General features: G+C 45.8%; 20 protein-coding genes and 2 tRNA genes. 2 read left to right on the plus strand and 20 right to left on the minus strand.

Features of this window, described 5'->3' with window-relative positions; genetic code table 11:
• Window positions 1-210: 210 nt before the first annotated feature.
• From FS373_RS08925 to pnp, 6 genes are all read right to left on the minus strand, one after another.
• On the minus strand, window positions 211-1,059 hold the full coding sequence (locus FS373_RS08925) for an outer membrane protein OmpK (RefSeq protein WP_144045391.1): 849 nt from the start codon (window positions 1,057-1,059) through the stop codon (window positions 211-213).
• A 383-nt stretch (window positions 1,060-1,442) separates the two neighbouring features.
• The gene (locus tag FS373_RS08930) at window positions 1,443-2,717 is read right to left on the minus strand and encodes a NupC/NupG family nucleoside CNT transporter (RefSeq protein ID WP_144045390.1); all 1,275 of its coding nucleotides are present in this window, start codon (window positions 2,715-2,717) and stop codon (window positions 1,443-1,445) included.
• A 161-nt stretch (window positions 2,718-2,878) separates the two neighbouring features.
• Window positions 2,879-3,673 carry a TatD family hydrolase gene (locus tag FS373_RS08935; protein ID WP_227992630.1) on the minus strand — a complete coding sequence of 265 codons (795 nt, stop codon included), beginning with the start codon at window positions 3,671-3,673 and terminating at the stop codon, window positions 2,879-2,881.
• A 516-nt stretch (window positions 3,674-4,189) separates the two neighbouring features.
• Window positions 4,190-5,770: a peptide chain release factor 3 gene (prfC, locus tag FS373_RS08945; RefSeq protein ID WP_144045387.1), complete on the minus strand. Its 1,581-nt coding sequence runs from the start codon at window positions 5,768-5,770 to the stop codon at window positions 4,190-4,192.
• Between the two features lie 165 nt (window positions 5,771-5,935).
• A complete protein-coding gene (nlpI, locus tag FS373_RS08950) occupies window positions 5,936-6,835 on the minus strand; it encodes a lipoprotein NlpI (RefSeq protein WP_144045386.1) in 900 nt (299 codons plus the stop codon).
• Between the two features lie 245 nt (window positions 6,836-7,080).
• Window positions 7,081-9,189 carry a polyribonucleotide nucleotidyltransferase gene (gene pnp, locus FS373_RS08955; protein WP_144045385.1) on the minus strand — a complete coding sequence of 703 codons (2,109 nt, stop codon included), beginning with the start codon at window positions 9,187-9,189 and terminating at the stop codon, window positions 7,081-7,083.
• A 195-nt stretch (window positions 9,190-9,384) separates the two neighbouring features.
• Here pnp and FS373_RS08960 point away from each other — a divergent pair, with 195 nt between their 5' ends.
• On the plus strand, window positions 9,385-11,418 hold the full coding sequence (locus FS373_RS08960) for a putative bifunctional diguanylate cyclase/phosphodiesterase (RefSeq protein ID WP_144045384.1): 2,034 nt from the start codon (window positions 9,385-9,387) through the stop codon (window positions 11,416-11,418).
• A gap of 93 nt (window positions 11,419-11,511) precedes the next feature.
• On the opposite strand, the gene rpsO is transcribed toward FS373_RS08960, so the two are convergent.
• The 14 genes from rpsO to rlmE form a co-directional block, all read right to left on the minus strand.
• Window positions 11,512-11,781 carry a 30S ribosomal protein S15 gene (gene rpsO, locus FS373_RS08965; protein WP_005503004.1) on the minus strand — a complete coding sequence of 90 codons (270 nt, stop codon included), beginning with the start codon at window positions 11,779-11,781 and terminating at the stop codon, window positions 11,512-11,514.
• Between the two features lie 129 nt (window positions 11,782-11,910).
• Window positions 11,911-12,873 carry a tRNA pseudouridine(55) synthase TruB gene (gene truB / locus FS373_RS08970; protein WP_152829287.1) on the minus strand — a complete coding sequence of 321 codons (963 nt, stop codon included), beginning with the start codon at window positions 12,871-12,873 and terminating at the stop codon, window positions 11,911-11,913.
• Window positions 12,873-13,295 carry a 30S ribosome-binding factor RbfA gene (gene rbfA, locus FS373_RS08975; RefSeq protein ID WP_144045382.1) on the minus strand — a complete coding sequence of 141 codons (423 nt, stop codon included), beginning with the start codon at window positions 13,293-13,295 and terminating at the stop codon, window positions 12,873-12,875. Before rbfA ends, truB begins: the two co-directional genes overlap by 1 nt.
• A 77-nt stretch (window positions 13,296-13,372) precedes the next feature.
• Window positions 13,373-16,051 (minus strand): translation initiation factor IF-2, encoded by a 2,679-nt coding sequence (gene infB / locus FS373_RS08980; protein WP_144045381.1) that lies wholly within the window; start codon window positions 16,049-16,051, stop codon window positions 13,373-13,375.
• Window positions 16,052-16,077: 26 nt separating this feature from the next.
• On the minus strand, window positions 16,078-17,577 hold the full coding sequence (nusA, locus tag FS373_RS08985; RefSeq protein WP_144045380.1) for a transcription termination factor NusA: 1,500 nt from the start codon (window positions 17,575-17,577) through the stop codon (window positions 16,078-16,080).
• Between the two features lie 28 nt (window positions 17,578-17,605).
• Window positions 17,606-18,061, minus strand: coding sequence for a ribosome maturation factor RimP (gene rimP / locus FS373_RS08990; RefSeq protein ID WP_144045379.1), 456 nt, complete (start codon window positions 18,059-18,061; stop codon window positions 17,606-17,608).
• A 162-nt stretch (window positions 18,062-18,223) separates the two neighbouring features.
• A tRNA-Met gene (locus FS373_RS08995) sits at window positions 18,224-18,300 on the minus strand.
• Window positions 18,301-18,400: 100 nt separating this feature from the next.
• Window positions 18,401-18,487 (minus strand) — tRNA-Leu (locus FS373_RS09000).
• Window positions 18,488-18,868: 381 nt separating this feature from the next.
• Window positions 18,869-19,204, minus strand: a complete 336-nt coding sequence (secG, locus tag FS373_RS09005; RefSeq protein ID WP_144045378.1) for a preprotein translocase subunit SecG — start codon at window positions 19,202-19,204, stop codon at window positions 18,869-18,871.
• A gap of 1 nt (window position 19,205) precedes the next feature.
• On the minus strand, window positions 19,206-19,988 hold the full coding sequence (gene tpiA, locus FS373_RS09010; protein WP_144045377.1) for a triose-phosphate isomerase: 783 nt from the start codon (window positions 19,986-19,988) through the stop codon (window positions 19,206-19,208).
• Between the two features lie 197 nt (window positions 19,989-20,185).
• On the minus strand, window positions 20,186-21,517 hold the full coding sequence (gene glmM, locus FS373_RS09015; protein WP_144045376.1) for a phosphoglucosamine mutase: 1,332 nt from the start codon (window positions 21,515-21,517) through the stop codon (window positions 20,186-20,188).
• Window positions 21,518-21,643: 126 nt separating this feature from the next.
• Window positions 21,644-22,432 (minus strand): dihydropteroate synthase, encoded by a 789-nt coding sequence (folP, locus tag FS373_RS09020; protein ID WP_152829337.1) that lies wholly within the window; start codon window positions 22,430-22,432, stop codon window positions 21,644-21,646.
• Between the two features lie 166 nt (window positions 22,433-22,598).
• Window positions 22,599-24,572: an ATP-dependent zinc metalloprotease FtsH gene (gene ftsH, locus FS373_RS09025; RefSeq protein ID WP_144045374.1), complete on the minus strand. Its 1,974-nt coding sequence runs from the start codon at window positions 24,570-24,572 to the stop codon at window positions 22,599-22,601.
• 45 nt (window positions 24,573-24,617) lie between these two features.
• On the minus strand, window positions 24,618-25,247 hold the full coding sequence (rlmE, locus tag FS373_RS09030) for a 23S rRNA (uridine(2552)-2'-O)-methyltransferase RlmE (RefSeq protein WP_013052563.1): 630 nt from the start codon (window positions 25,245-25,247) through the stop codon (window positions 24,618-24,620).
• A 91-nt stretch (window positions 25,248-25,338) separates the two neighbouring features.
• Here rlmE and yhbY point away from each other — a divergent pair, with 91 nt between their 5' ends.
• Window positions 25,339-25,638: a ribosome assembly RNA-binding protein YhbY gene (gene yhbY, locus FS373_RS09035; RefSeq protein ID WP_144045373.1), complete on the plus strand. Its 300-nt coding sequence runs from the start codon at window positions 25,339-25,341 to the stop codon at window positions 25,636-25,638.
• Window positions 25,639-25,669: the final 31 nt, after the last annotated feature.

Below are 25,669 nucleotides of genomic sequence, written 5' to 3' on the forward strand. Positions count from 1 at the left end.
TGCTAGGTTCCTGCCTTTCCGCGAAAAATCCATTTTAGCGCGTAAAACGTGTTTAACATTTACGTAAATATGCCATTAAATCTTGCATACTTAAGTAAATGTTAACACTCAATACCGGACTCGATTCCGAGTATTGAGTGTTAAGTAGAGCCAGCAACTCTGGCTCTATATCTACTTACTTATTTCTAAGTACCAGCCTAAGAGCGGGTCTTAGAACTTGTAAGTAGCTGTTAGGTAGTGTGCGAAACCAGTCGTTTCTAGACCAACAATACCGGCACCATCTTCAAGTAGGTAAACGTCTTGGTATGCTTTTAAGCCATAACCCAATGCGTAGTTGTCTGAATGCCAATGTACGCCGAAGTAAGCAGCACCGCCGTTTGAAGACATAGGAACAAATTCGTTACCGTAGTCGTCATCAGCACCGAACTGGTAATCGATATAACCCTGGAATGAAACGAAGCTACCGTTGTCAAAGTTAACGAAAGGCTTAAACCAGTTCATAGAGAATTGGTAACCGTTCCACTCTTTGCCATTCATGTCGTAATGAGCGTAAAGGTTCATGCCAGTCTTACCTAACCATGGAACCATAACGTCAGCACCGATACCCCAGAAAGATGCGTTCACATCTTCACCAACAGCACCGCCACCCCAATTGAAAAGAGTCGAGAAGTAAACTTCCTGGATAGGACCAGCTGAAAGATCCCAACCTGTGATTGCATCGATAGAGAAACGCGGGGCAAACTTCATGAACATCTTGCTCTTACCAGAACCATCTGCCTTGTCGCCTGAATCACCCGTAGCTAAGTTGAACACATCAACATAACCGTATAGGTCTACGAAGCCAGCGCGGCCGCCGAATTCCATTTCCAGGTAATCGTGTCCGCCATCATCAGCATCAGTACGTGGTAGCTCGTTGAACGCATACATTGCATTGAACTGCATCCAGCTGTAATCGCCAGAACGGATATCATCGCCGCGGTCTGCTGCGAATGTTGGTGCAGACATAGCAGCTGTTGCTGCTAGTGCTGTAGCTAGTGCTATAGTTTTAACGTTTTTCATCATCAACCCCATTTATTTTATGGTATGCCGCTCTTTTCGAGTCAGCGTTCTTTTCTTATGGCGCCGCATTCTACCCAATTTATCGTAAAGCACAATATAATTTGTGTGAAAATGCGAACACAAAATTCTAACAAATGAACAAACTTCTGATTCTTCATGCTATTTAACAACAGCTATCGCGAAAAACCTGATTTTTAACTGTGTTTATTCGAACACAGCTCTTCCCGCAAAGGTAAGGAAGAACTAGATGTAATCTTGTATTACTGTGAAAAATGGTTGAGCTAACTTGGACCCTGCCCCCATGAACAGAGCCCAATTGTGGGAATCCCCACAGGATTTACCTTAGACATAAAACAAGGCAGCTCATATGAACTGCCTGACGATTATAGTGCTAAGAATAGACCCGCTAGTGTCGCACTCATTAGGTTCGCAAGCGATGCTGCGATAACGGCACGTACGCCTAGCTTAGCTAAGTCATGACGACGGCTTGGAGCCATGGCGCCTAGACCACCAAGTAGAATAGCGATTGAAGATAGGTTAGCGAATCCACATAGTGCGAATGAGATGATAGCTTTAGTTCTATCAGTCATAGCAAGACCCGTTTCAGCAACAACCATACCGCCATCGGCAATATCTTTAAGGTAAGGAGCGAAGTTCAGGTAAGCGACGAATTCGTTCACGATGATCTTCTGACCGATGAATGAACCGGCAACCAGTGCTTCATTCCAAGGTACACCGATTAGGAATGCAAGAGGCATGAAGATGTAACCTAGGATAAGCTCCAGAGTTAAGTTCTCGATACCAACAAGACCACCTAGTCCACCGATCATGCCGTTAAGCATGGCAATAAGACCAACGAAGGCTAATAGCATAGCGCCAACGTTAAGTGCTAAGTGCATACCAGATGCGGCACCAGATGCGGCAGCGTCAATAACGTTAGCTGGCTTGTCTGCATCTTCAGGCAAGTCGTTCATGTCGTTGTTAGTTTCTTCGGTCTCTGGATGCATAAGCTTAGCCATCATAAGACCACCAGGCGCCGCCATAAATGACGCTGCAACCAGATACTCAATCTTAACGCCCATGCCAGCGTAGCCAGCAAGTACCGCACCAGCGATAGAAGCCAGACCACCAACCATGATGGCGAAAAGCTCTGAATTAGTCATAGTCGCGATAAACGGACGAACAACTAGAGGAGCTTCAGTTTGACCGACGAAGATGTTTGCCGTAGCAGACATAGACTCAGTACGGCTTGTACCTAATGCTTTTTGCAATGCGCCACCGATAAACTTGATGACAAGTTGCATGATGCCTAGGTAGTAAAGTACTGCTATTAAAGAAGAGAAGAAGATAATGACAGGTAGAACGCGGATAGCGAAGACGAAGCCAACACCGTTTGCGAACATAGCGTCAGTACCCAAACCACCGAAGAGGAAGTTGATACCAGCTTGAGAGTAACCAATGACACTGGCTACGCCCATTGAAACGCCACCTAGTACTTCTTGACCAATTGGAACATAAAGCACGAAGCCACCAAAAGCAGCTTGAATTGCTAACGCACCACCAACGGTACGGTAGTTGATTGACTTCTTACCATTCGATAGTAAGAAACCAATTGTAAGTAAGGTGACCACCCCTACTAGACTCATTAAAATATCCATTAACCATCACCCTATTGTTAATACTTTTTAATTATGTTGTTAACCAACCTTTTTCGAGGTCGATTATACCCGAGCAATAGCTCAAAAGCGTCGTTTCGATCAAGTTTTTGAAGTTTAATTTCAGCACCTTAGTCACAACTTACGATGCGATTCACATCTGTTTAAATTAAAATTAATTTAAGGTCAAAGAGTTGCACCGCATTCCGAAACGCATGTTCTGAAATCAGAACACTGGATTTTTTATGTAAATTTGCTATTTCTGCGATGATTGACTGCAAAATAAGGGGAGTATTGCGTGATTCTGCTGCATTTCGAGGTGTCATAGCAGGAGAATCTGTCTCAATTAACAAACTTTCGAGGGGAAGTTGAGCGACACAGGTTTTCAGTTTTCTGGCACTCGTATTTAAAATTAAACCCCCTATCCCCAGCTTAAAACCTAGCTTAATGTACTCGCTGGCGATTTCTAAGCTGCCGTAGAAACCGTGGATCACTCCACCTCTGGGCAGAGAGTAGCGTTTCAAGATGGCCAGCATCTCACTATGTGCTTTAACGACATGCAAGATAACCGGCAAATTTAGCTGCTGAGCCATAGAGAGTTGAGCCTCCAGAGCAATGATTTGTCCATCCCAATTATCTTTACGTATCTTATCCAGACCGCACTCGCCGATGGCGACCAAGTATGGGTCTTCTCTATAGCGATTGAGTTTATCTGTTAATTGCTTCAAGGCCTGCTGAGGGTTGTCTTCACAAAACCAAGGATGAATGCCTAGCCCATAGGGACATGAGTACCGCTTTGCTATATCCAGTTGCTTGTCCCAGCGCTCGGGGCTGACTCCCGGGATGATAGCCGTTTCTATGCCTGTTTGAGCCATAGACTCGAAGAGTTCGTCACGGTCAGTATCGAACAAGTCATCGTCAAGATGAGCATGGCTATCAAGTATTCGCATCGTCGACATTATTCGCTCATTTAATGAATTTAATTTAGTCATACCAAAATCGGCTTTTATCTTTTGTGGCTTAAGAAAATGGCCCAGAAACCTTCCAGTAACAAAACCGATACATATATAGATAATACCATTCCATATAAGTATCTGGTCAGTTCAGAGGCTCTCAGTTTTTTCAATTCAAGACGCATTGATGAGGAAATGGTTATTCCCTTTTAAGTCAATGCAACACAGAAGTGGAAACACTGAGAGCCTCACGCAGTGCGGGTTTCAAAGCCCTTTATGCTACGTTGAATGTTCTCGATATACGACTGCATGGATGCAGGAGGTAGAGCAACGCAGGAGCTTGTTGCCGAGAATAACTATTAGCTTCAAACATTCGCCTTGCCTACAGTGCTTTGAACTCCCGCTGAATAATCAGATACTTACTCGGAATGGTATAATAAACGATTCAATAAAAAAGCCCCAATCTTTCGAATGGGGCTTAAATAAAATATCTGGGCACAGGGAACCAAACGCTAGTGTAGATTAATTCTCACGAGTCTTGGCAAACTGAACGTCAGGATAGCGCTCCATAGACAGATTAAGATTAACCATAGTCGGGGCGATATAGGTCAGGTTATTGCCACCATCCAGCGCTAAGTTAGGGCTGCACTTACGTCTGAACTCGTCCAGTTTCTTCTCATCGTCACAATACACCCAACGGGCTGTGGCTACATGGATAGCTTCATAGATGGCTTCGACCTTATATTCGCTCTTCAATCGGCCAACAACTACTTCAAACTGAAGTACACCAACAGCACCAACGATAAGATCGTTCGAATCTATCGGTCTGAATACCTGCACGGCACCCTCTTCGGCAAGCTGGACTAAGCCTTTAAGTAGCTGCTTCTGTTTCAACGGATCTTTTAAACGAATACGACGGAACATCTCAGGAGCAAAGTTAGGTATGCCGGTGAAACGCAACTTCTCACCTTGGGTAAATGTATCGCCGATACGCATGGTGCCGTGGTTATGCAGGCCAATAATATCGCCTGGATATGCCACTATGGCGCGATTACGATCGCCAGCCATAAAGGTTAACGCATCACTGACATTGACATCTTTACCTAGACGGACATGGTGCATCTTCATGCCCTGCTCATACTTACCAGAACAGATCCGCATAAATGCGACTCTATCTCTGTGTCTTGGATCCATGTTTGCTTGGATCTTAAACACGAAGCCAGAGAACTTCTCCTCTTGGGGCAGTACATCTCTCGCCTCGGTTTCACGAGGCTGAGGTGTAGGAGCCCATTCGACCATACCGTCGAGGATATGATCGACACCAAAGTTACCCAATGCGGTACCGAAAAATACCGGCGTCAGCTCTCCCTTGAGGAACAGCTCGAGATCGAACTCGGTCGCGGCACCAAGAACCAATTCTAACTCTTCGCGCACTTCATCGGCATAGGCGCCGATAGCATCATCAAGCTCTGGGTTATCCAGCCCCTTGATGATCTTAGAATCCTGAATCGTATGGCCCTGACCACTCTGGTATAAAATCACCTCATCACGTAATAGGTGGTAAACACCTTTAAACTCTTTACCTGAGCCGATAGGCCAGGTAATGGGTGCACAGGCAATATTCAGTACATCTTCGACCTCGTCCATCAGCTCTAATGGCTCGCGAATGTCACGGTCTAACTTGTTCATGAAAGTGACGATAGGCGTATCACGCAGGCGCGTGACTTCCATTAGCTTAATCGTTCTTTGCTCTACACCTTTGGCCGAGTCGATCACCATCAGACAGGAATCGACGGCAGTCAGGGTACGATAGGTATCTTCCGAGAAGTCTTCGTGACCCGGAGTATCGAGAAGATTGATTAAAGCCTCTTTATAGGGAAACTGCATGACAGATGTGGTGATCGAGATCCCACGCTCTTTCTCCATCTCCATCCAATCAGACTTTGCATGTTGACCTGACTTCTTACCTTTTACGGTTCCGGCCTTCTGTAAGGCATTACCGAACAAGAGTACTTTTTCGGTAATGGTGGTTTTACCCGCATCCGGGTGAGAGATAATGGCGAAAGTGCGACGTTTGCCGACCTCAACTGTATTGCCTGACATGGTAACCTGCAGATTGGTGATGTGCTAAAAAGGCGGCAATTATAGCGCCAAGCGTGCAAATTAGCTAGGTGACTAATCCCAGAGTCTGCATTTTAATAAAGACATAAAAAATGCCATCTTTTTGGGATGGCATTACGCTTTTAATAACAAAATACTTGAGCTCAATTATTGACTCTGCAACTCTTGCTGCATGATGCTATTTAGCTTAGCTAACTCGATTCGCGCATATCTATGCTCGACAAAGTCATAGATGTTTGTCGCGAGTGCCAGCCTGAAATAATTTGCCGCATCGCTATACTGACCTTGCTCTTGGGCTATCTTTGCAATATAGAAGTAGGCTTCACATAGACGTTCCGCATATTCATTGGGGTGAGAAAGCCCCATTTTAGCCGCAGAAAATACCGCTTCCCTGGATTTTTTTCCAAGATAATAATCCACCAGTACACTCGACCAGGCATTTGGCACAAGCTCAGCCTGGTTCACTTCCAGGTTAGCTTTGGCTTGCTCAGTATCCTGGGCACTTTCCGTCAAATATAACCATAAGGCACGGTAGCCATCTTTAGGGTCCAATGAGTAGAATGATTGCATATCGGCAACCGCTAACTCGTAACGCTGACCATAATAGAGGGCAATACCACGGTTTAAGAATGCGTAATCATATTCGGGTGACAGCTCCAGCACAGCATCGAAAGCTTCATATGCACTCTCGAACTGACCTTCCTGGGTATAATAGATCCCGATGAAGTTATAGGCATCGGCGAGATTAGGCTGAAGTTTCAATGCTTGATGAAAGTCGATTCGGCTCAGAATCCGTAAACCTACGCTGTCATAGATGACACCCCGGTCATAATGGAATCGTGCTTTTTGCTCTTGAGTTAAATCGGCTGAGGATAAAATTTCATTTAACTTGGCAAGCGTTATTTCTAGCTTGTAATCGGGCATGACGGGCTCAACCATCACCTTACCTTGCTCGCTGCCACCAGACTGAGTCGACACACATCCGGTCAGGAAAATACTCATACCAGCCAAAACAGCGATTGCGGTGGTCCGCACTTTTTGATTCATCCATTTAACCCTTTGAGTTCAACTATGACGCTAATCATAGCAATCCCCTATCGCTACTGCTATCAGGGATTTAAATTTTTCTCAATTCATTCAGCTTATTGCTAGTAAAAAGTATAAGTTTACAAAAAATGAAGTCAAGCATAGATAAATATCTGCAAATTATTCACTAAAACATCACCAAACCCAATCACCGAGTACAAAAAAGGAGACCCTAAGGTCTCCTTTGTTAATTCACTAAATAGTGATTACTCGGCAGCAGGTGCTGACTCGGCTTTAGGCTGTGCTTCTTTCATAGAAAGACGTACGCGACCCTGACGATCAACTTCCATCACCTTAACTTTGACTTCTTGACCAGTCTGTAGGTAATCAGAAACGTTGGCAACACGCTCTTCAGCTATCTGAGAGATGTGAACCAAACCATCTTTACCTGGCAAGATTGTCACGAAGGCACCGAAATCAACGATACGAACGACCTTACCGTTATAGATAGTACCGACTTCGACTTCAGCAGTGATCTCTTCGATACGACGGATAGCTTCTTTAGTCGCTTCGCCGTTAGAAGATGCGATCTTAACTGTACCATCATCTTCTAGCTCGATAGTGGTACCAGTTTCTTCTGTAAGCGCACGGATTGTAGCGCCACCTTTACCAATCACATCACGGATTTTTTCTGGGTTGATCTTGATGGTGGTAATACGTGGTGCGTGAGCTGAAATATCATCACGATGTGTACCAATAGCCTGGTCCATCACGTTAAGGATATGAACTCGAGCGCCATAAGCTTGCTGAAGTGCAATCTGCATGATCTCTTGCGTGATACCTTCGATCTTGATATCCATCTGCAGTGCAGTGATACCGTCACGAGTACCAGCCACTTTGAAGTCCATATCACCTAAGTGATCTTCATCACCTAAAATGTCAGAAAGAACGACGAAATCGTCACCCTCTTTAACCAGACCCATGGCGATACCGGCAACAGATGTCTTGATTGGTACACCCGCATCCATTAACGCAAGAGAAGTACCACATACAGAAGCCATAGAGCTTGAACCGTTTGATTCAGTGATCTCTGATACGACGCGAATGCTGTATGGGAATTCTTCTGCAGACGGCATAACCGCGTTAATACCACGCCAAGCTAGCTTACCGTGACCAATTTCACGACGCTTAGGTGAACCAACAAAACCCGTCTCGCCCACACAGTAAGGAGGGAAGTTGTAGTGCAGCATAAAGCGGTTAGTGTATTCGCCCATGATGCTGTCAACTTTCTGTGCATCACGCTCGGTACCTAGAGTACAAGTCACTAGTGCTTGAGTCTCACCACGGGTAAATATCGCGCTACCGTGAGTACGTGGAAGTACACCTGCCATTACGTTAAGACCACGAACCATATCTGGCTCACGACCATCGATACGTGGCTTACCCGCTATGATACGGCCACGTACGACTTGCTTCTCAACGCTACTTAATATCTTACCGACTTCACGTAAGTCGACATCCGCGTTTTCAGCAACTAGTTTCTCGATAGCGTCACTCTTAAGTGCGTTAACCGAGTCACGACGTTCACTCTTATCAGCAATCTGGTATGCAGCTGAGAATTTCTCTTCTGCAAGCGCCTTAATTTTGGCGACCAAATCTTCATCAGATACAGGTGCAGACCAATCCCATGCAGGCTTGCCCGCTTCAGCTTTAAGCTCCTTGATGGCAGTGATCACAACTTGCTGTTGCTCGTGACCATAGGCGACGCTGCCTAGCATAACTTCTTCTGGCAATGAGGCGGCTTCAGACTCCACCATCAATACTGCGCCTTCGGTACCCGCGACGATTAGGTCCAGGTCACTCTCGGCTAACTGACTAACTTCAGGGTTAAGGATATATTCGCCGTTGATGTAACCAACACGCGCCACACCCAATGGACCATTGAATGGCAGACCTGAGATAGCTAAGGCTGCAGAAGTACCTATCATAGAGATGACATCAGGGTTGATTTCAGGATCCACAGAAACGACTGTGATAATTACCTGAACTTCATTCTTGAAGCCATTAGGGAATAGAGGACGAATGGGACGATCGATAAGACGTGCGATCAGCGTTTCACTCTCAGATGGACGACCTTCACGCTTGAAGAAACCACCAGGGATCTTACCGGCAGCGTAAGTTCTTTCCTGATAATTCACTGTAAGTGGGAAAAAGTCGCGACCCGGCTCTTCGTGTTTCTTTCCTACCACAGTAACCAAGACTGTAGTATCACCCATACTTGCTAAAACGGCAGCATCTGCTTGACGTGCAATAACCCCAGTCTCTAATGTGACTGTGTGCTGACCATACTCAAAACTCTTTACGATTGGATTCACGTGAACCATTCCTTAAATTTAATTATCTTAATTACGCGCGTAAGTATACTTCATCTCTATTCAAGAGATAAAGGGCACAGATTGATGACAAAGCCGAAACTTTTCTCTAAAGTGAATAATATCAGGATTATTTTGTTATGGAATGCCTAAATAGTTCCGTTTCTAATATCAGTTCACTGATTAATGGATGAGTTAATGACTGCCAGCTTTAAATCGCTTACATGGAAACAAACCAGCCTTGTCGTTTTTTCGGCACTCTTTTTCGCTGTCGCCATTTTTATCGTCGAAATTGCCTTAGTCGGTGTAACCACCAGGGATGAACTTAAAGCGTCGCAGAAAGAGTTGTTAGACTCGGTAGAGCAACCCGCCTCTAACGCTGTCTGGGCATTGGACGATAACTTAGCCAAACAAACCATAGAGGGGGTGTTAAAAGTCGCCCATGTGGGTTCGGCAGTTATCGAACTCGATGACGGCTCCATGTTTGTCTCAGTCGCCTCACCTCTCTCTTCTCCGAATATATTCGATCAATTAAGTAAAAAACTCTTTGGCGACCTTAGAGAAATCTCGCGCCCCCTTTATCGACCCTTTGATTTTAAAGACAGTGAGAAACAGCAGCTCATAGGGACATTAACCATCTTCTATGACACCCAGGAACTCACTGACTCACTCTTTTCACAACTTAGATTCAGTTTAGTCGCAACCTTGATCCGCGCCCTGCTTATCACTCTTTTGCTTTCGATTGTTTTTCATCGCTTCTTGACCAAGCCCATCGCCGAGATCAGTGAGGCAATTGACAAGATAGATCCTGAATCACCCGATGAGAACTTACTGCCGGTATCTAAGGCTCACATGGACGATGAACTAGGTCTGGTTACATCAAAATTTAACCAGATCCTGATTCAGTTCGGTCAGACCCAAAGTAAACTAAGAAAAATGGCGACTCGAGACCCACTCACAGGGTTACCTAACCGCACGCTGCTACTGGAAACCATAGCGGTTACCATTCAAAGGGCCCGTGTACATAAACACCAATTTTGCATGTTATTTATCGATCTAGACAGATTTAAAAATATCAATGACTCCTTGGGTCATGCCATAGGCGATCAATTTCTTACCCGAATAGCTCAAGTTCTCGAGCGCGTCGTTGCGGATAAAGGCACTGTGGCTCGCTTGGGCGGGGATGAATTCGTAATATTAGCCGATGAAATACGGAACCCGGATCAAGCAGCCGACTTTGTTGAACACCTGCTTTTTCAGTTGAACACCCCCATGCAACTCAACGAGCACACCATTCATCCAGCCGCATCAGTCGGGATCTCTATCTACCCCGATGACGGTATGAGCGCCGAAGATCTGATCCGCCATTCTGATATCGCCATGTATAGCGCAAAAGCTGCCGGCTCAAATCAATGGGCCTTCTTCAAGCAACAAATGACAGAGCGTGCAGCGGTTAGATTACGTACAGAGGCCTCTCTACACGATGCACTAAAGAACAATGAATTTGTCTTACATTACCAACCAAAATTCGATATCAAGACTGGAAGAGTCGTTGCCTGTGAGGCACTCATTCGCTGGCAGAAAGATGGTCGCCTGATAAGCCCCATGTCCTTTATCCCAGTAGCCGAAGAAACCGGAATCATCATCCCTATAGGTCGCTGGGTCATAGAGCAGGCATGTAAAACAATCAAGGAGTGGCAAAAAAACTACAATTTTGCGTTACCTATTGCGGTCAATGTAGCTTCACAGCAATTTGAAGATCCAAGTCTGGTTCCAGATATAAAGCAGCTCTCCCTTAGATACCAAATAAGGCCTGAGCTGTTAGAGATAGAGATAACCGAAACTTCCTTGATGAATAACGTAGAGAAAGCCATTACCAAGTTAGAACAGCTAAAATCGGCTGGATTTGGTATTGCCGTGGATGATTTCGGTACAGGCTATTCATCATTATCTTATTTACGTCACCTTCCCATTACCACCATGAAGATCGATCGCTGTTTCGTTACCGACCTGCCTCAAGAGAGCGCCATAGCCTCGACCATCTTAATGTTAGGTAAACAACTTAAGCTCAATATCGTCGCGGAAGGAATAGAAACGCAGGATCAGTTGGATTGGCTCAAGGCCAATGATTGTCAGATGGGACAAGGTTTCTTTTTCAGTAAACCTCTGTCTCAGCATGAATTTGAAGAAAAATTTATCAAACCACATACGGCGACTATCAGTCAGATTTAATCACTAGAATCTAGGAACTTTGCTTTCGCCTTCTTTTTTACAGGCAATAAAAAAGGAGGCCTAAGCCTCCTTATCCAGGTTTAATCGTTAAAATTAACGACGTAGACCTAGCTTCTTGATTAGTTCCTGGTAACGAACATTTTCAGTACGCTTTAGGTATGCAAGAAGTTTACGACGTGTGCTAACCATACGTAGTAGACCACGACGAGAGTGATGATCGTGGATGTGCTGCTTGAAATGGCCCTGTAGATGATTAATCTGAGCAGTTAAAAGAGCAACCTGAACTTCAGAAGAACCAGTATCGTTTTCACAACGACCGAAGTCAGCCAGGATTTTTGCAGTTTGTTCAGCATTTAGTGACATTTTGTCTCTCCAAATAATGCATTAATAAATCTTTAGCCAATCACTAACTCAGCTAAAGGAGCGCGGCATTTTACCCATTCCCGGTGAGATACGCAACCAGCAAAGTAAAATAACCGCCAAAAGGTAACGTTAAGTGGTTTCTAAGCTATCTCTCAGTACGATAAGGCGCTTAGGTGCCAGCAAGCCATCATCATTAATTGAGCCTATACCGACAAACTTATGCTCTTCACCTATAGTGAGGCGCACGAGTTCTCCATCGGCTAACTCACAATTTCCAGGATTCTGTACCGGATTGCCATTCATTAGATAAGGTGCAACAGTGTCGGCTAAGTTGATTTCTTGAAACTTACTGACCGCCGTATCCATGGGCAACAATAACTCATCCAGAATAGCTTTAGGATCTGCACCTTCGGCCTCAGCCTTTTCAACCATTTCATTTAACTGAGTTAAGCTTACGATGCGATCATAAGGGTAGTTTGCAACTTGAGTACGTCTGAGCATTATCACGTGGGCGCCGCATCCCAACATTTCACCGAGATCATCTGTGATGGTACGAATGTAGGTTCCCTTAGAACAATGTATGTCTAAGGTCAGCTCATCGCCTTCTAAAGAGATAAAGTTTAGCTCAAATACCGTGATGGGTCTGGCTTCTCTGGGCACTTCGATGCCTTCACGGGCGTACTTATAAAGGGGCTGTCCCTTATGCTTTAGCGCCGAGAACATGGAAGGCACCTGCATAGTCTCTCCACGGAAATAATCCAGAGACTCAATCAATAAGTCTTGGGTAAAATCCAGGGGACGAGTCTGCACCACTTCACCGTCAGAATCACTAGTATCGGTTCGCACACCAAGTTTAGCCGTGACCAGATAGCGCTTATCCGCATCGAGAAGGTGCTGAGAAAACTTGGTAGCTTCGCCCAGGCATATCGGTAACATACCTGTGGCTAAGGGATCTAAGGCGCCAGTATGGCCCGCTTTATTGGCATCGAAAAGCCGTTTTACCCTTTGCAGGGCAAAGTTAGAGCTCATCCCTGTCTCTTTATCCAAGAGCAAGATCCCATCAATGAAGCGACCACGCTGACGACGCCCCATTAATCCTCACCTTGCTGATCTTTATCTTCACTTTGTTCATCACGATTGGCATGTTTCTGTTTAGCTTCATCGTTATGAATAACGCGCGTTACAAGGTTTGACATGCGCATGCCTTCAACCAAGGATGCATCATAGATGAACCTAAGCTCTGGCATCACTCGCAATTTCATGCGACCCGCGACTAAAGAACGTATGTAACCAGCGGCACTGCTGAGTGCTTCAAGCTTCTCTGCCACTATCTTGTCATCTTCCTCGAAGAAGGTGACAAAAACTTTGGCGTAACTCAGATCACGAGAGACTTCCACATCATTGACCGTTACCATGCCGACACGAGGATCTTTGATATCACGATGCAATACTTGGGCTAACTCTTGTTGTAACTGTTGCCCGATACGGCGTGTACGACTAAATTCTTTTGCCATAATATTTGGCCTTAATATTTTATTCTGCTGTTTGCAGCTATAAACAAAAAGGGCGGCTTTCGCCGCCCTATTACGCTTTACGCTTCTAAGGAGCGAGCAATCTCGATGGTTTCGAAGACCTCTATCTGATCGCCTACTCTGACGTCATTATAGTTCTTCACACCGATACCACATTCCATACCGTTACGTACGTCTGCCACATCATCTTTGAAACGACGCAGTGATTCTAGCTCACCTTCGTAGATAACGATGTTTTCACGTAGTACGCGGATAGGAGCACTCTTCTTGATGGTACCTTCAGTCACCATACAACCGGCAATTGCGCCAATCTTAGGAGACTTAAACACATCACGAACTTCAGCAAGACCGATAATCACTTGCTTGAACTCAGGAGCAAGTAGACCGCTCATCGCATCTCTAACTTCATCGATCAAGTTGTAGATGACACTGTAGTAGCGAAGGTCGACGCTTTCGCTGTCGATAACCTTACGCGCTTGTGCATCGGCACGAATGTTGAAACCTATCATGATAGCGTTCGAAGCTGATGCTAATGTCGCATCAGTTTCGGTCAGACCACCGACACCACGTGCGATGATGTTAACCTTAACTTCATCGGTAGACAGCTTGTTTAGCGAGTCAGCGATAGCCTCGAGTGAACCTTGTACATCGGCCTTAAGCACGATATTAAGTTCCTCTACTTCGCCTTCGGTCATGTTCGCGAACATGTTCTCAAGCTTAGACTTCTGCTGACGTGCTAGCTTAACATCGCGGAACTTACCTTGACGATACAGGGCAACTTCACGAGCCTTACGCTCATCACGTACGACAGTAGCTTCATCACCGGCAGCAGGAACACCCGAGAGACCAAGAATCTCAACGGGGAACGACGGACCCGCTTCCTTAATTGCTCTACCATTCTCATCGCGCATGGCACGGATTTTACCGTACTCAAGACCACAAAGAACGATATCGCCTTGCTTAAGTGTACCTTCTTGTACCAGAACGGTAGCAACCGGGCCGCGGCCTTTATCTAGCTTAGATTCGATGACAACACCAGCCGCCATGCCTTCTTTGATAGCTTTAAGTTCGAGAACTTCGGATTCAAGCAAAATGCCTTCCAGCAGTTCATCGATACCTTGACCTGTCTTAGCCGAAACGCTAACAAACATGTTGTTGCCGCCCCAATCTTCAGACATGATGCCGTGTTGAGAAAGCTCACTCTTAACACGCTCTGCATCCGCATCAGGCTTATCCATCTTGTTGACTGCAACAATCAGAGGCACTTTACCGGCCTTAGCATGTTGAATCGCTTCGATAGTCTGTGGCATAACACCATCATCGGCTGCAACAACCAAGATAACGATATCAGTCGCCTTAGCACCACGAGCACGCATAGACGTAAACGCCGCGTGACCAGGAGTATCTAAGAAGGTGATCATGCCATTGTCTGTTTCAACATGGTATGCACCGATATGCTGAGTAATACCACCGGCTTCACCTGAGGCAACTTTTGCCTTACGAATATAATCAAGCAGCGATGTCTTACCATGGTCGACGTGACCCATGATGGTCACTACCGGCGCACGAGTTACGGCTTCGATGTTACCATCACGATCCGCTAGCACCTGGTGCTCAAGCTCGTTTTCGCGAGTCAGTGTTACCTTGTGACCCATCTCTTCAGCCACTAGCTGAGCGGTTTCCTGATCAAGCACCTGGTTAATCGTAACCATGGAGCCCATCTTCATCATAGCCTTGATGATCTCGGTTGCCTTTACTGCCATCTTCTGAGCGAGCTCAGACACTGAAACAGTTTCACCTATGCTCACATCGGCTTTAACGACAACTGCAGGCTTAGTGAATGCATGGTCCATAGACTCAGGCGCTATGCTACGTGTGTTACGAGAGTTACGGCCGCCACGTGAGTTACGTGAGTTACGGTTATCTCTGCCGCCGCGACGCTTGCCTTTACCTGTAGTGGCAGGAACTGGAGTCGGAGCTTTACGAGGACGACGATCGCGCTTCTCAGCATTAGCATCGGCGGTATCTTCCGCTGCACGAGCTTCTGTTGAAGTGGTGATATGGTGATCGCCAGTCTTCTCAGCCTCTTTACGAGACTTCTCTTCTTCGGCCCAACGCCCCGAGTTCTCTTCAGCTAGTTTACGCGCAGTTTCAGCTGCCGCATTGGCTTCTTCATCAGCCTTAGCTTTAGCTACTTGCTCTTGAGCAGTTTGTAACTTGTCAGCCTCAATTCTGGCAGCTTTTTCTTCTGCCGTTTCGACTACTGGCTTAGCTTTTTCAGCTGCTGCCGCTTTCGCTTTTTCTTTCGCTTCTTCGGCCACTTTTGATTTCTCTTGGGCTAGTGCATCGGCTGCCGACTTCGCATCAGCATCGGCTTTGGCTTTCAGCTCTGCATCGGCTGCAGCTTTAGTCTCTTGTTCGGCATTTGCCGCAGCTTCTGCTGCCGGATCGCGCTTCACAAAGGTACGCTTCTTACGCACTTCAACTTTGACATCTTTAGTGTCACGGCCAGAGCCCACACTTAAAGTTGAAACAGATTTACGCTGCAACGTCATCTTAGTTGGAGTGGCATCGCCGCCATGTTGTTTCTTTAAAAAATCCAGCAGTTGCTGCTTCTCTGATTCAGAAACTGTGTCTAATTTACTTTTTTTAATTCCAGCATCAGATAACTGCTCGACTAATCTGTCTGCAGTTTTTCCTATTTCGCCGGCCAGTTTTTCTACTGTTGTATCTGCCATATGTTCAATCCCCTCTGTTGAGCGAGTTATTCTTCGTCGCCAAACCAACAGATATTACGGGCTGCCATGATGAGCTCACCAGCCTTTTCTTCTGTCAATTCTTCAATATCGATCAAGTCATCAATGCCTTGCTCGGCTAAATGTTCAAGTGTTATCACACCTTTACTTGCAAAAACGAAAGCCAGGTGTTTTTCCAGCCCTTCCAGTGCAAGAAGCTCTTCACTTGGTTCTGCACCGTCGAGTGCTTCTTCTGTTGCCAATGCTCGAGTCGAAATTGCCGCTTTAGCACGTTCTCTCAATGCTTCGACGGTATCTTCATCAAAACCATCGATCTCCATCAGTTCGGCGGCAGGTACATAAGCTATCTCTTCCAATGAAGTAAAGCCTTCATCTGCAAGTACCTGAGCGAAATCTTCATCAACTTCTAAAGATGCAACAAACAGGCTGACTACTTTTGCACTTTCAGCCTGATGTTTTTCCTGCAGATCTTCTACAGTCATTACATTCAACTCCCAACCGGAGAGTTGAGTGGCTAAGCGGACATTCTGACCATTACGACCAATGGCCTGAGCCAAGTTGTCAGCCTCGACTGCAATATCCATAGAATGGCTATCTTCGTCAACGACGATAGAAGCCACATCGGCAGGCGCCATGGCATTGATCACGAACTGAGCCGGGTTATCATCCCAAAGCACAATATCGACACGCTCGCCGTTTAGCTCGTTAGATACCGCTTGAACTCGAGCACCACGCATGCCAACACAGGCACCGATAGGATCAATTCTACGGTCATTCGACTTAACCGCAATCTTAGCGCGAGAACCTGGATCACGAGCCGCGCCCATGATTTCAATCATCTCATCGGCAATTTCCGGCACTTCTACGCGGAAAAGTTCAATAAGCATTTCGGGCTTAGTACGAGTCATGAACAGTTGTGCACCACGAGCTTCAGGGCGAACCGAGAAGAGTAAGGCACGAATTCTATCGCCAGGACGGAAGTTCTCACGTGAAATGAGGTCTTCTTTGAACAGAACGGCATCGGCATTACCGCCAAGATCGACAACCACACTCTCGCGGTTGCTCTTCTTCACGATACCTGTGATCAACTCACCTTCACGGTCCTGAAACTGCTCAACGACTTGAGCTCGCTCAGCTTCACGTACCTTCTGTACGATAACCTGCTTGGCTGTCTGCGTCGTGATACGGTCGAACGTAACTGACTCCATATCATCTTCGACATAGTCACCAAGTTGTATTTCAGGATCTTCATACTGAGCAGCTTCTAGTGTTATTTCACCATAAGGGTTCTCTAATGGTTCACCTGTATCTTCTACAACTTGCCAGCGACGGAAAGTTTCGTAAGCACCGGTCTTACGATCGATTTCGACGCGAACTTCAATCTCACCTACGTGCTTCTTTTTTGTTGCTGTGGCTAAAGCAATTTCCAACGCTTCGAAAATCTTCTCGCGAGGAACACCTTTCTCATTTGAAACCGCCTCAGCGACTAGCAGAATCTCTTTATTCATCCTCTTGCCTCGTTGATTTTTGAATCCATCAAAACTTAGCGATTAGGTTGCCTCTACGGATATTATCCAAGGCAATAATCAGTTCGTTACCATCTACAGAAAGCGTGAGCGTCTGCCCCTCGATCCCTATAACGGTACCTTTTAAATTACGACTACCCGCAACAGGCATAGTCAGTTGAATTTTTACAGTCTCATCGATGTAGCTCCCATACTGCTCAGCACTGAACAGTGGCCTGTCTACACCGGGAGAAGAAACTTCTAATGTATATTCGGTTGAAATAGGATCCTCAACATCGAGCACAGCACTTATCTGGCGACTGGTTTCGGCGCAATCTTCGATAAAGATACCTTTATCATTATCGATATACACTCTAAGTGTTGAATGTTTGCCCGCTTGGATATATTCCAAGCCCCAAAGTCTATGCCCCAATGCTTCAACTGGAGATTTAAGCATCTCTTCCAGTTTTTTTTCTATAGTAGCCAAGGTTACCCCCCGAAAAACAAAAAAGGGCTAGATAGCCCCGGTATAACACTGCAAAAGCAGCATTTTATAAGTTACAGATAACAAAAAACCCCGTAATAACGAGGTCGTTGAATTTAAAACCTGTAACCAATATTAGGCTATTTTAGCCTGATATTGGGAAGCTGGTTGCGGGGACCGGATTTGAACCGATGACCTTCGGGTTATGAGCCCGACGAGCTACCAAACTGCTCCACCCCGCGTCAACTGCTGCAAGTATATTGAGTTATCTCTACACTTGCAATAACAAAGCGAATAAGCTCTCGCTTTATTACTCTCGACCTCAAAATTGAAATCAAAAGTTGGTGCGGATGGGGGGACTTGAACCCCCACGAGCTTGCGCTCACCAGCCCCTCAAGCTGGCGTGTCTACCAATTCCACCACATCCGCATGTGACTGACCGTTTTTACATCTTGGTTTAGATGTTTACCACAAACTGGCGTGTCTAACTTACTATCAAGACACCACCACATCCGTATGTGACTGACCGTTTTTACATCTTGGTTTAGATGTTTACCACAAAATGGCGTGTCTAACTTACTATCAAGACACCACCACATCCGTATGTGACTGACCGTTTTTACATCTTGGTTTAGATGTTTACCACAAACTGGCGTGTCTAACTTACTATCAAGACACCACCACATCCGTATGTGACACTAACCTATATTTTATATCCTGGTTAAGATAACGAATATCTAAATCCGCATGTAACTTTTACATCGACAATCTATATCTATCTGACTAATTTGAGGTTAGCCACAGATTATCTTAATCAGGAATCTTATCTTCCGTCTGTTGTACTTCTTCACTAACTTGTTCAACAACTTGTGCTGCATCGTTAGTTAGATCATTCCAAGCGTCTTCTGACTTGGTATGATTGGCACTTAAATTACCAATAATCAAACTAAGTGCAAAGAAGCCAATCGCTAATACAGCAGTAGAACGAGTTAAAAAGTTACCCGCACCAGATGACCCGAATAGAGTAGCCGAAGCACCGGCGCCGAAAGAGGCTCCCATGTCAGCACCTTTACCTTGTTGAATCAGAATTAGTCCAACTAGACCAATCGCAACCAACAAGTAAACAACCATTAGAACTTCATACATATTATGCGCTCATCGCTATGGAACATAAACTTAAAAACTCGGTTGAATTTAAGCTTACGCCGCCAATCAATCCACCATCTACATCAGGTTGAGCAAAAAGATCTGCTGCATTACTCGGTGTTACGCTACCACCGTACAAAATCCTGATATTTTCTCCAATAAATGGAGACACTTCAGACAGACGCTTGCGTATAAACGCGTGTACTTCTTGCGCCTGTTCTGGCGTAGCACTCTTACCAGTCCCTACAGCCCATAAAGGCTCGTAAGCGATAATTGCATTATCAAAAGCCATGGTGCCATTTTTCTTAATGACTATGTCTAGCTCTTCGGCGATAACTTCAAAAGTTCTTCTCGCTTCTCTAGCTGGACCAGACTCACCGACACATAATATCGGAGTTAAACCATGTTTTTGAGCCGCAGCAAATTTCTCTGCCACTATGTCACTCGTCTCTCCGTACATACGGCGACGTTCGGAATGGCCGATAATCACATATCGACATCCTGAATCTTTCAACATCTGCCCAGACACTTCACCAGTATAAGCACCGAAGTCGTGTTGACTCAGGTTTTGTGCGCCCATTCTGACTAAACAACCATTTAAGGCTTCTTTGTTCATGTCTAGCTGTTGTCGTACGCTTTCGAGATAAATACTCGGTGGACACAAGACCACTTCCGCTGAATCATCTTGAAGCTTGGTAGCAAACTTTTTGAAAAGCTCTTGTGCCAACTGGGCACTGCCATTCATTTTCCAGTTACCAGCAACCATCGGACGTCTTAATGCCATTACCATCTCCTCTGAAAGCGGCGTGAATAATAGCGAACCACTTGTTAAGTTACAATAGCTAAATCGCTAATTTTTTAGATTAATGGTCGGAGCGTTGCTTTTTCCGCCGCCCCAAGCTAATTATTCATCGTTGTGAGTATAAATAGCACTATATAGGGGTAACCATCATGGATGTCCCCCTACTATTTAGCAGTAACCTAAACTAAATTTCTGACTTTATCGGCAATATAATTTGCATGCATAAGGACATCCGCTTCGATATCTCCCTCAACCATGACCCGAATCAAAGGCTCGGTGCCGGACTTTCTCAGTAAAACTCTGCCTCGCTCACCCAATTTAGCCTCGACCTCTAATTTAGCGTCGAGCACTTCTTCTGACTCTAACGGATTATGCTCGCCTTCAAAACGCACATTAACCAACACCTGAGGCAGCATCTTAATATTCTCAGTCAAGTCTTCAAGGCTTGCATTGCGTCTTCTCATAGCGGCAAGCACCAATATCCCTGCAACGATACCATCTCCTGTGGTGCCATGATCTAAGTTCAGGATATGACCTGAATTCTCGCCGCCTATGCGCCAGTCATTCTCTTTTAATAGCTGCATCACGTAACGGTCGCCCACTTTGGAACGCAGGAAGGGAATATCCAGATCGGCTAAAGCCAGTTCAAGCCCTAAGTTAGACATCAAGGTGCCGACTACGCCGCCCTGAAGCACGCCTCTTGATTTAGCATCGCACGCCAAAATATAAAGTATCTCATCACCGTCGATCACACGCCCATGACGATCAACCATCATTATACGGTCGCCGTCACCATCCAGGGCAATACCGAGATCGGCCCCTTCAGCTATTACAGTTTCACAGATTTTAGCCATAGAAGTCGCGCCCACTTCATGGTTAATGTTCAAGCCATCGGGCTTATCACCTATGGCTATCACATCGGCGCCCAATTCACGAAAGACATTGGGTGCAATATGATAAGTAGCGCCATGGGCACAATCGACCACAATCTTTAAACCACGAAGCGTCTGATCGGCAGGAAAGTTACCTTTACAGTATTCGATGTAGCGTCCGGGAGCATCATCGATGCGGGAGACTTTCCCTAACAGGTGCGACTCGACGCAGACCAAAGGTTTTTCCAGTTCACGTTCAATCTCCAGCTCTATTTCATCAGCGAGTTTACTGCCATCGGTGGAGAAAAACTTGATGCCGTTGTCGTAATAGGGGTTGTGGGATGCGCTGATAACCACCCCGGCTTCGGCTCTAAAGGTCCGGGTTAAATAAGCAACTGCTGGCGTAGGCATAGGGCCCATCAACATCACATTTAAGCCTGCCGCCGATAGACCCGCTTCCATTGCAGATTCGAACAGATAGCCTGAAATACGGGTATCTTTACCTATGATGACTTTATTCGTACCGCTTCTCGACAGAACACGGCCGGCAGCCCAACCCAGTTTCAACGCTAGCTCAGGTGTCATCTTACCTGCACCTACCTTGCCACGTATACCATCTGTTCCAAAAAATTTCTTCACTTTACAACCCCGTTTGTCATCCCATTCTGGGATGAAATTTGTACTAATTTACAGTTTATTTGCTGACTCAAGCTGAATGATGATTAAAAAGACTGGTCTAATCTGGTTAACCACAGCAACTTAGAATCAAATCAAGTGTCGGTAATCATTGCTAGCTTGGAATACGTTTAGACAATCTAAAGTTTCAGCCACATCATGTACCCTTAAAATATTGGCGCCTTTCTGCGCCGCGATCAAGCCGCCAGCCAGACTCGCCGCCAAGCGTTGTTTAGGCTCGCGCTTGAGCAGATTACCCAGCATAGATTTTCTGGATAAGCCGATCAGTAACGGTAACTCTAACGCCTTAAACTCATCTAATCGGTTAAGTAACTCATAATTATGGGATAAGGTTTTACCAAAGCCGAACCCTGGGTCCAACAATATATTGTGACGTTTAATTCCAGCCTCAATACATGCATGGATTCTTCGTTCAAAAAAATCGATGACATCAGCAATGATATCCCGATAATCCGGTGCATCTTGCATAGTATCCGGTTGCCCCTGCATATGCATTAGACAAACAGGCACATCAAGTAGGGCTGCGCGCTCCAAGGCACCTGGAGTCTGTAAGGCTCGAACATCATTAATCAGGTGCGCCCCGGCTTTAACCGCTCGCTCCATGACCTCAGGCTTACTGGTATCGATGGAGATCCAAGCGTCATGATGCTTAGCGATATACTCGACTAAGGGCAACACCCTGCTTAGCTCTTCATCTAGAGTGACCTCGGCTGCACCTGGACGAGTCGATTCACCGCCTATGTCGATAATTTTAGCGCCTTGCGACACCATAGTATCGACATGCTGGCAGGCTAAATCAAAGGAGGAGAATTCACCACCATCGGAAAAAGAATCAGGGGTGACATTTAAAATGCCCATGACCAAGGTTTTATCTAAAATTAGTGTACGTTTACCACTTTCGATTCGAAACACATCAACTCCATGAAAGGTAATAATTTTTTCGATAAGACTCAAGTAAACAAAATCGCAAACACTAAAAACAAGAAAACCCCATAACGGGGTTTTCTTTATTCAGTAATGATAGCTACTTAGCTGTAGATTCGTCGGCATCTTTGATATCCGGCGTCACTTCAGAGTCGGCTTTTTCTTCACTCTCGGTGGAGCTTGCCTCCTCAGTCTTAACTGAATCTCCATCCTTATCATCCTTGCTGGAACCATTATCATCCATGTCCCAATCGGCCGGAGCACGGACTTCACGACGCTGCATCAAGTCTTCAATCATGTTGGCATCTATGGTTTCATATTTCATCAAGGCATCTTTCATCGCATGAAGAATATCCATATTATCATTTAGATATACCTTGGCACGATCGAAGTTGTTATCGATGAGCAGCCTAACTTCGGCATCGATCAGACTCGCGGTTTCATCGGACATATGTTGAGTCTTACCCATGCTACGTCCTAAGAAAACTTCATTTTCATCTTCTGCGTACAAGACAGGGCCTAGCTTCTCGGAGAAGCCCCACTGAGTCACCATGTTACGGGCAATCGAAGTGGCGTACTTGATATCCTGAGAAGCACCGGTAGAAATCCTTTCACTGCCATAGATTATCTCTTCGGCAAGACGTCCACCGTATGCAACAGAGATCTGACTCTCCAGCTTACGTCGAGTCTGGCTGATAGCATCGGCTTCCGGCAGGAAGAAGGTCACACCCAAGGCACGGCCACGAGGTATAATGGTCACCTTATGCACAGGATCATGCTCTGGCACTAAACAACCAACAATTGCATGACCGGCTTCATGGTACGCCGTCATCGCTTTCTCTTCTTCTGACATCACCATGGAGCGACGTTCTGCGCCCATCATGATCTTATCTTTAGCACTCTCGAACTCTTCCATGCTGACGATACGGCGATTGCCGCGAGCGGCAAACAAGGCAGCCTCGTTAACCAGGTTAGCGAGATCCGCACCAGAGAAACCAGGAGTACCACGAGCGATAACACTCGCCTTAACATCATCAGCCAAAGGCACTTTACGCATATGCACTTTAAGTATCTGCTCACGACCACGTACATCGGGAAGACCAACCACCACCTGACGATCGAAACGACCCGGGCGCAGTAGCGCGGCATCGAGGACATCGGGTCTGTTCGTCGCAGCGATGACGATAACACCTTCATTACCTTCGAAACCATCCATCTCTACCAACATCTGGTTCAATGTTTGCTCACGCTCATCGTGACCACCACCGACACCAGCGCCACGTTGACGGCCGACGGCATCGATCTCATCGATAAAGATGATACAAGGTGCTGACTTCTTCGCTTGTTCGAACATGTCACGTACACGAGAAGCACCGACACCAACAAACATCTCAACGAAATCTGAACCTGAGATAGTGAAGAAAGGCACTTTTGCCTCACCGGCAATAGCCTTAGCCAGCAAGGTCTTACCCGTACCCGGAGGACCTACGAGGAGTATACCAGTGGGAATACGCCCACCTAGCTTCTGAAACCTTGTCGGTTCTTTGAGGTAATCGACCAGTTCCTTAACGTCCTCTTTCGCTTCATCACAGCCAGCAACGTCACTAAAAGTTGTCTTGATCTGATCTTCACTCATCAGCTTAGCCTTGCTCTTACCGAACGACATGGCACCTTTGCCACCGCCGCCCTGCATCTGACGCATGAAGAAGATCCATACACCAATAAGCAATAACATAGGAAACCAGGAGATAAAGATCTGGGTTAGGAACCCGGACTCTTCGGCTTCTTGCCCTTTCATACTCACGCCTTTACGATCGAGATCGTTAATCAGATCTTGATCATACATGGGCATGATAGTCGTGAATTTTTCTCCGGTACGTTTCGTCCCTTCAATCGTACGTTGATCGCTCTTGATTTCGACGGTGTTTATCTGACCACTACGAACATCATCTAAAAAAGCAGAATAATCCATCTTCGACGCAGTGGTAGAAGAGGGGGAGTAGCCCTGAAATACAGACATCAACACAACAGCGATGACTACCCAGAGAATTAAATTTTTTGCCATATCACTCAAAATTACTAGACCTCATACAGTCTTGCGATAACAGACGTTAGGGTACTACAACTTGTACCCAGTCGCCACAAGATAGACTTCCCGCGAACGTGCTCGCGAAGAGTCTGGCTTACGTGTTTTAACCGTTTTAAATGCGGCTCTCACCGACTTCATGTACTCTTCAAAGCCCTCCCCCTGAAAGACTTTGACTGCGAAACAGCCATTTGGAGCCATCACCTGATGGCACATGTCTAAGGCTAATTCCACCAGATACATGGCCCGGGGCTGATCGACACCACCGGTACCACTCATGTTCGGTGCCATGTCAGACAAGACCACATCCACTTTCCCATCTCCGACTCGGGTAAGCAAGGCATCGAGTACCTTTTCTTCCCGAAAATCACCCTGAAGAAAGTCTACACCAACTATGGGATCCATAGCTAAAATATCACAAGCGATAACTTTCCCTCTGTCTCCGGCAAGTTTAACGGCAACTTGGGACCAACCACCGGGGGCAGCCCCTAAATCCACCACCGTCATACCAGGGCGAATCAACTTATCTTTCTCCTGGATCTCCTCTAATTTAAACGCGGCGCGCGAGCGCAATCCCCGTTTTTGAGCTAATTTGACATAGTGATCGTCAAAATGTTCCTGCAACCAACGGGAGGAACTCGCTGTTCGTTTTTTACCTGACATTCAACATCCGCAACAAATGAGAGTTACATAAACTGTATATAAGGGTAGAATAGCCGTTTTTCAATAGTAACTCAGCATAAAGTTGGTATAAATGAACTTAACAACCAAACAAAAACAACACTTGAAAGGCTTAGCGCATGATTTGAAGCCTGTAGTGATGCTTGGTTCCAATGGTCTGACTGAAGGTGTACTGGCGGAAATTGATAATGCACTCACTCACCATGAACTGATCAAAGTGAAAGTCGCCTCGGGTGACAGAGAGTTAAAAAAAGCAATTGTCGACGCCATTGTTCGTGAGACTCAAGCCGTACAAGTACAGCTTATCGGTCACGTGCTTGTACTTTTCCGCCAGTCTGAAGAGATGAAAATCGCCATTCCTAAGGCAAAGTAAGCACCTTCTATCGAAAAACGGAGCCAAATTA

The sequence above is a fragment of the Shewanella sp. YLB-07 genome, from assembly GCF_009377275.1.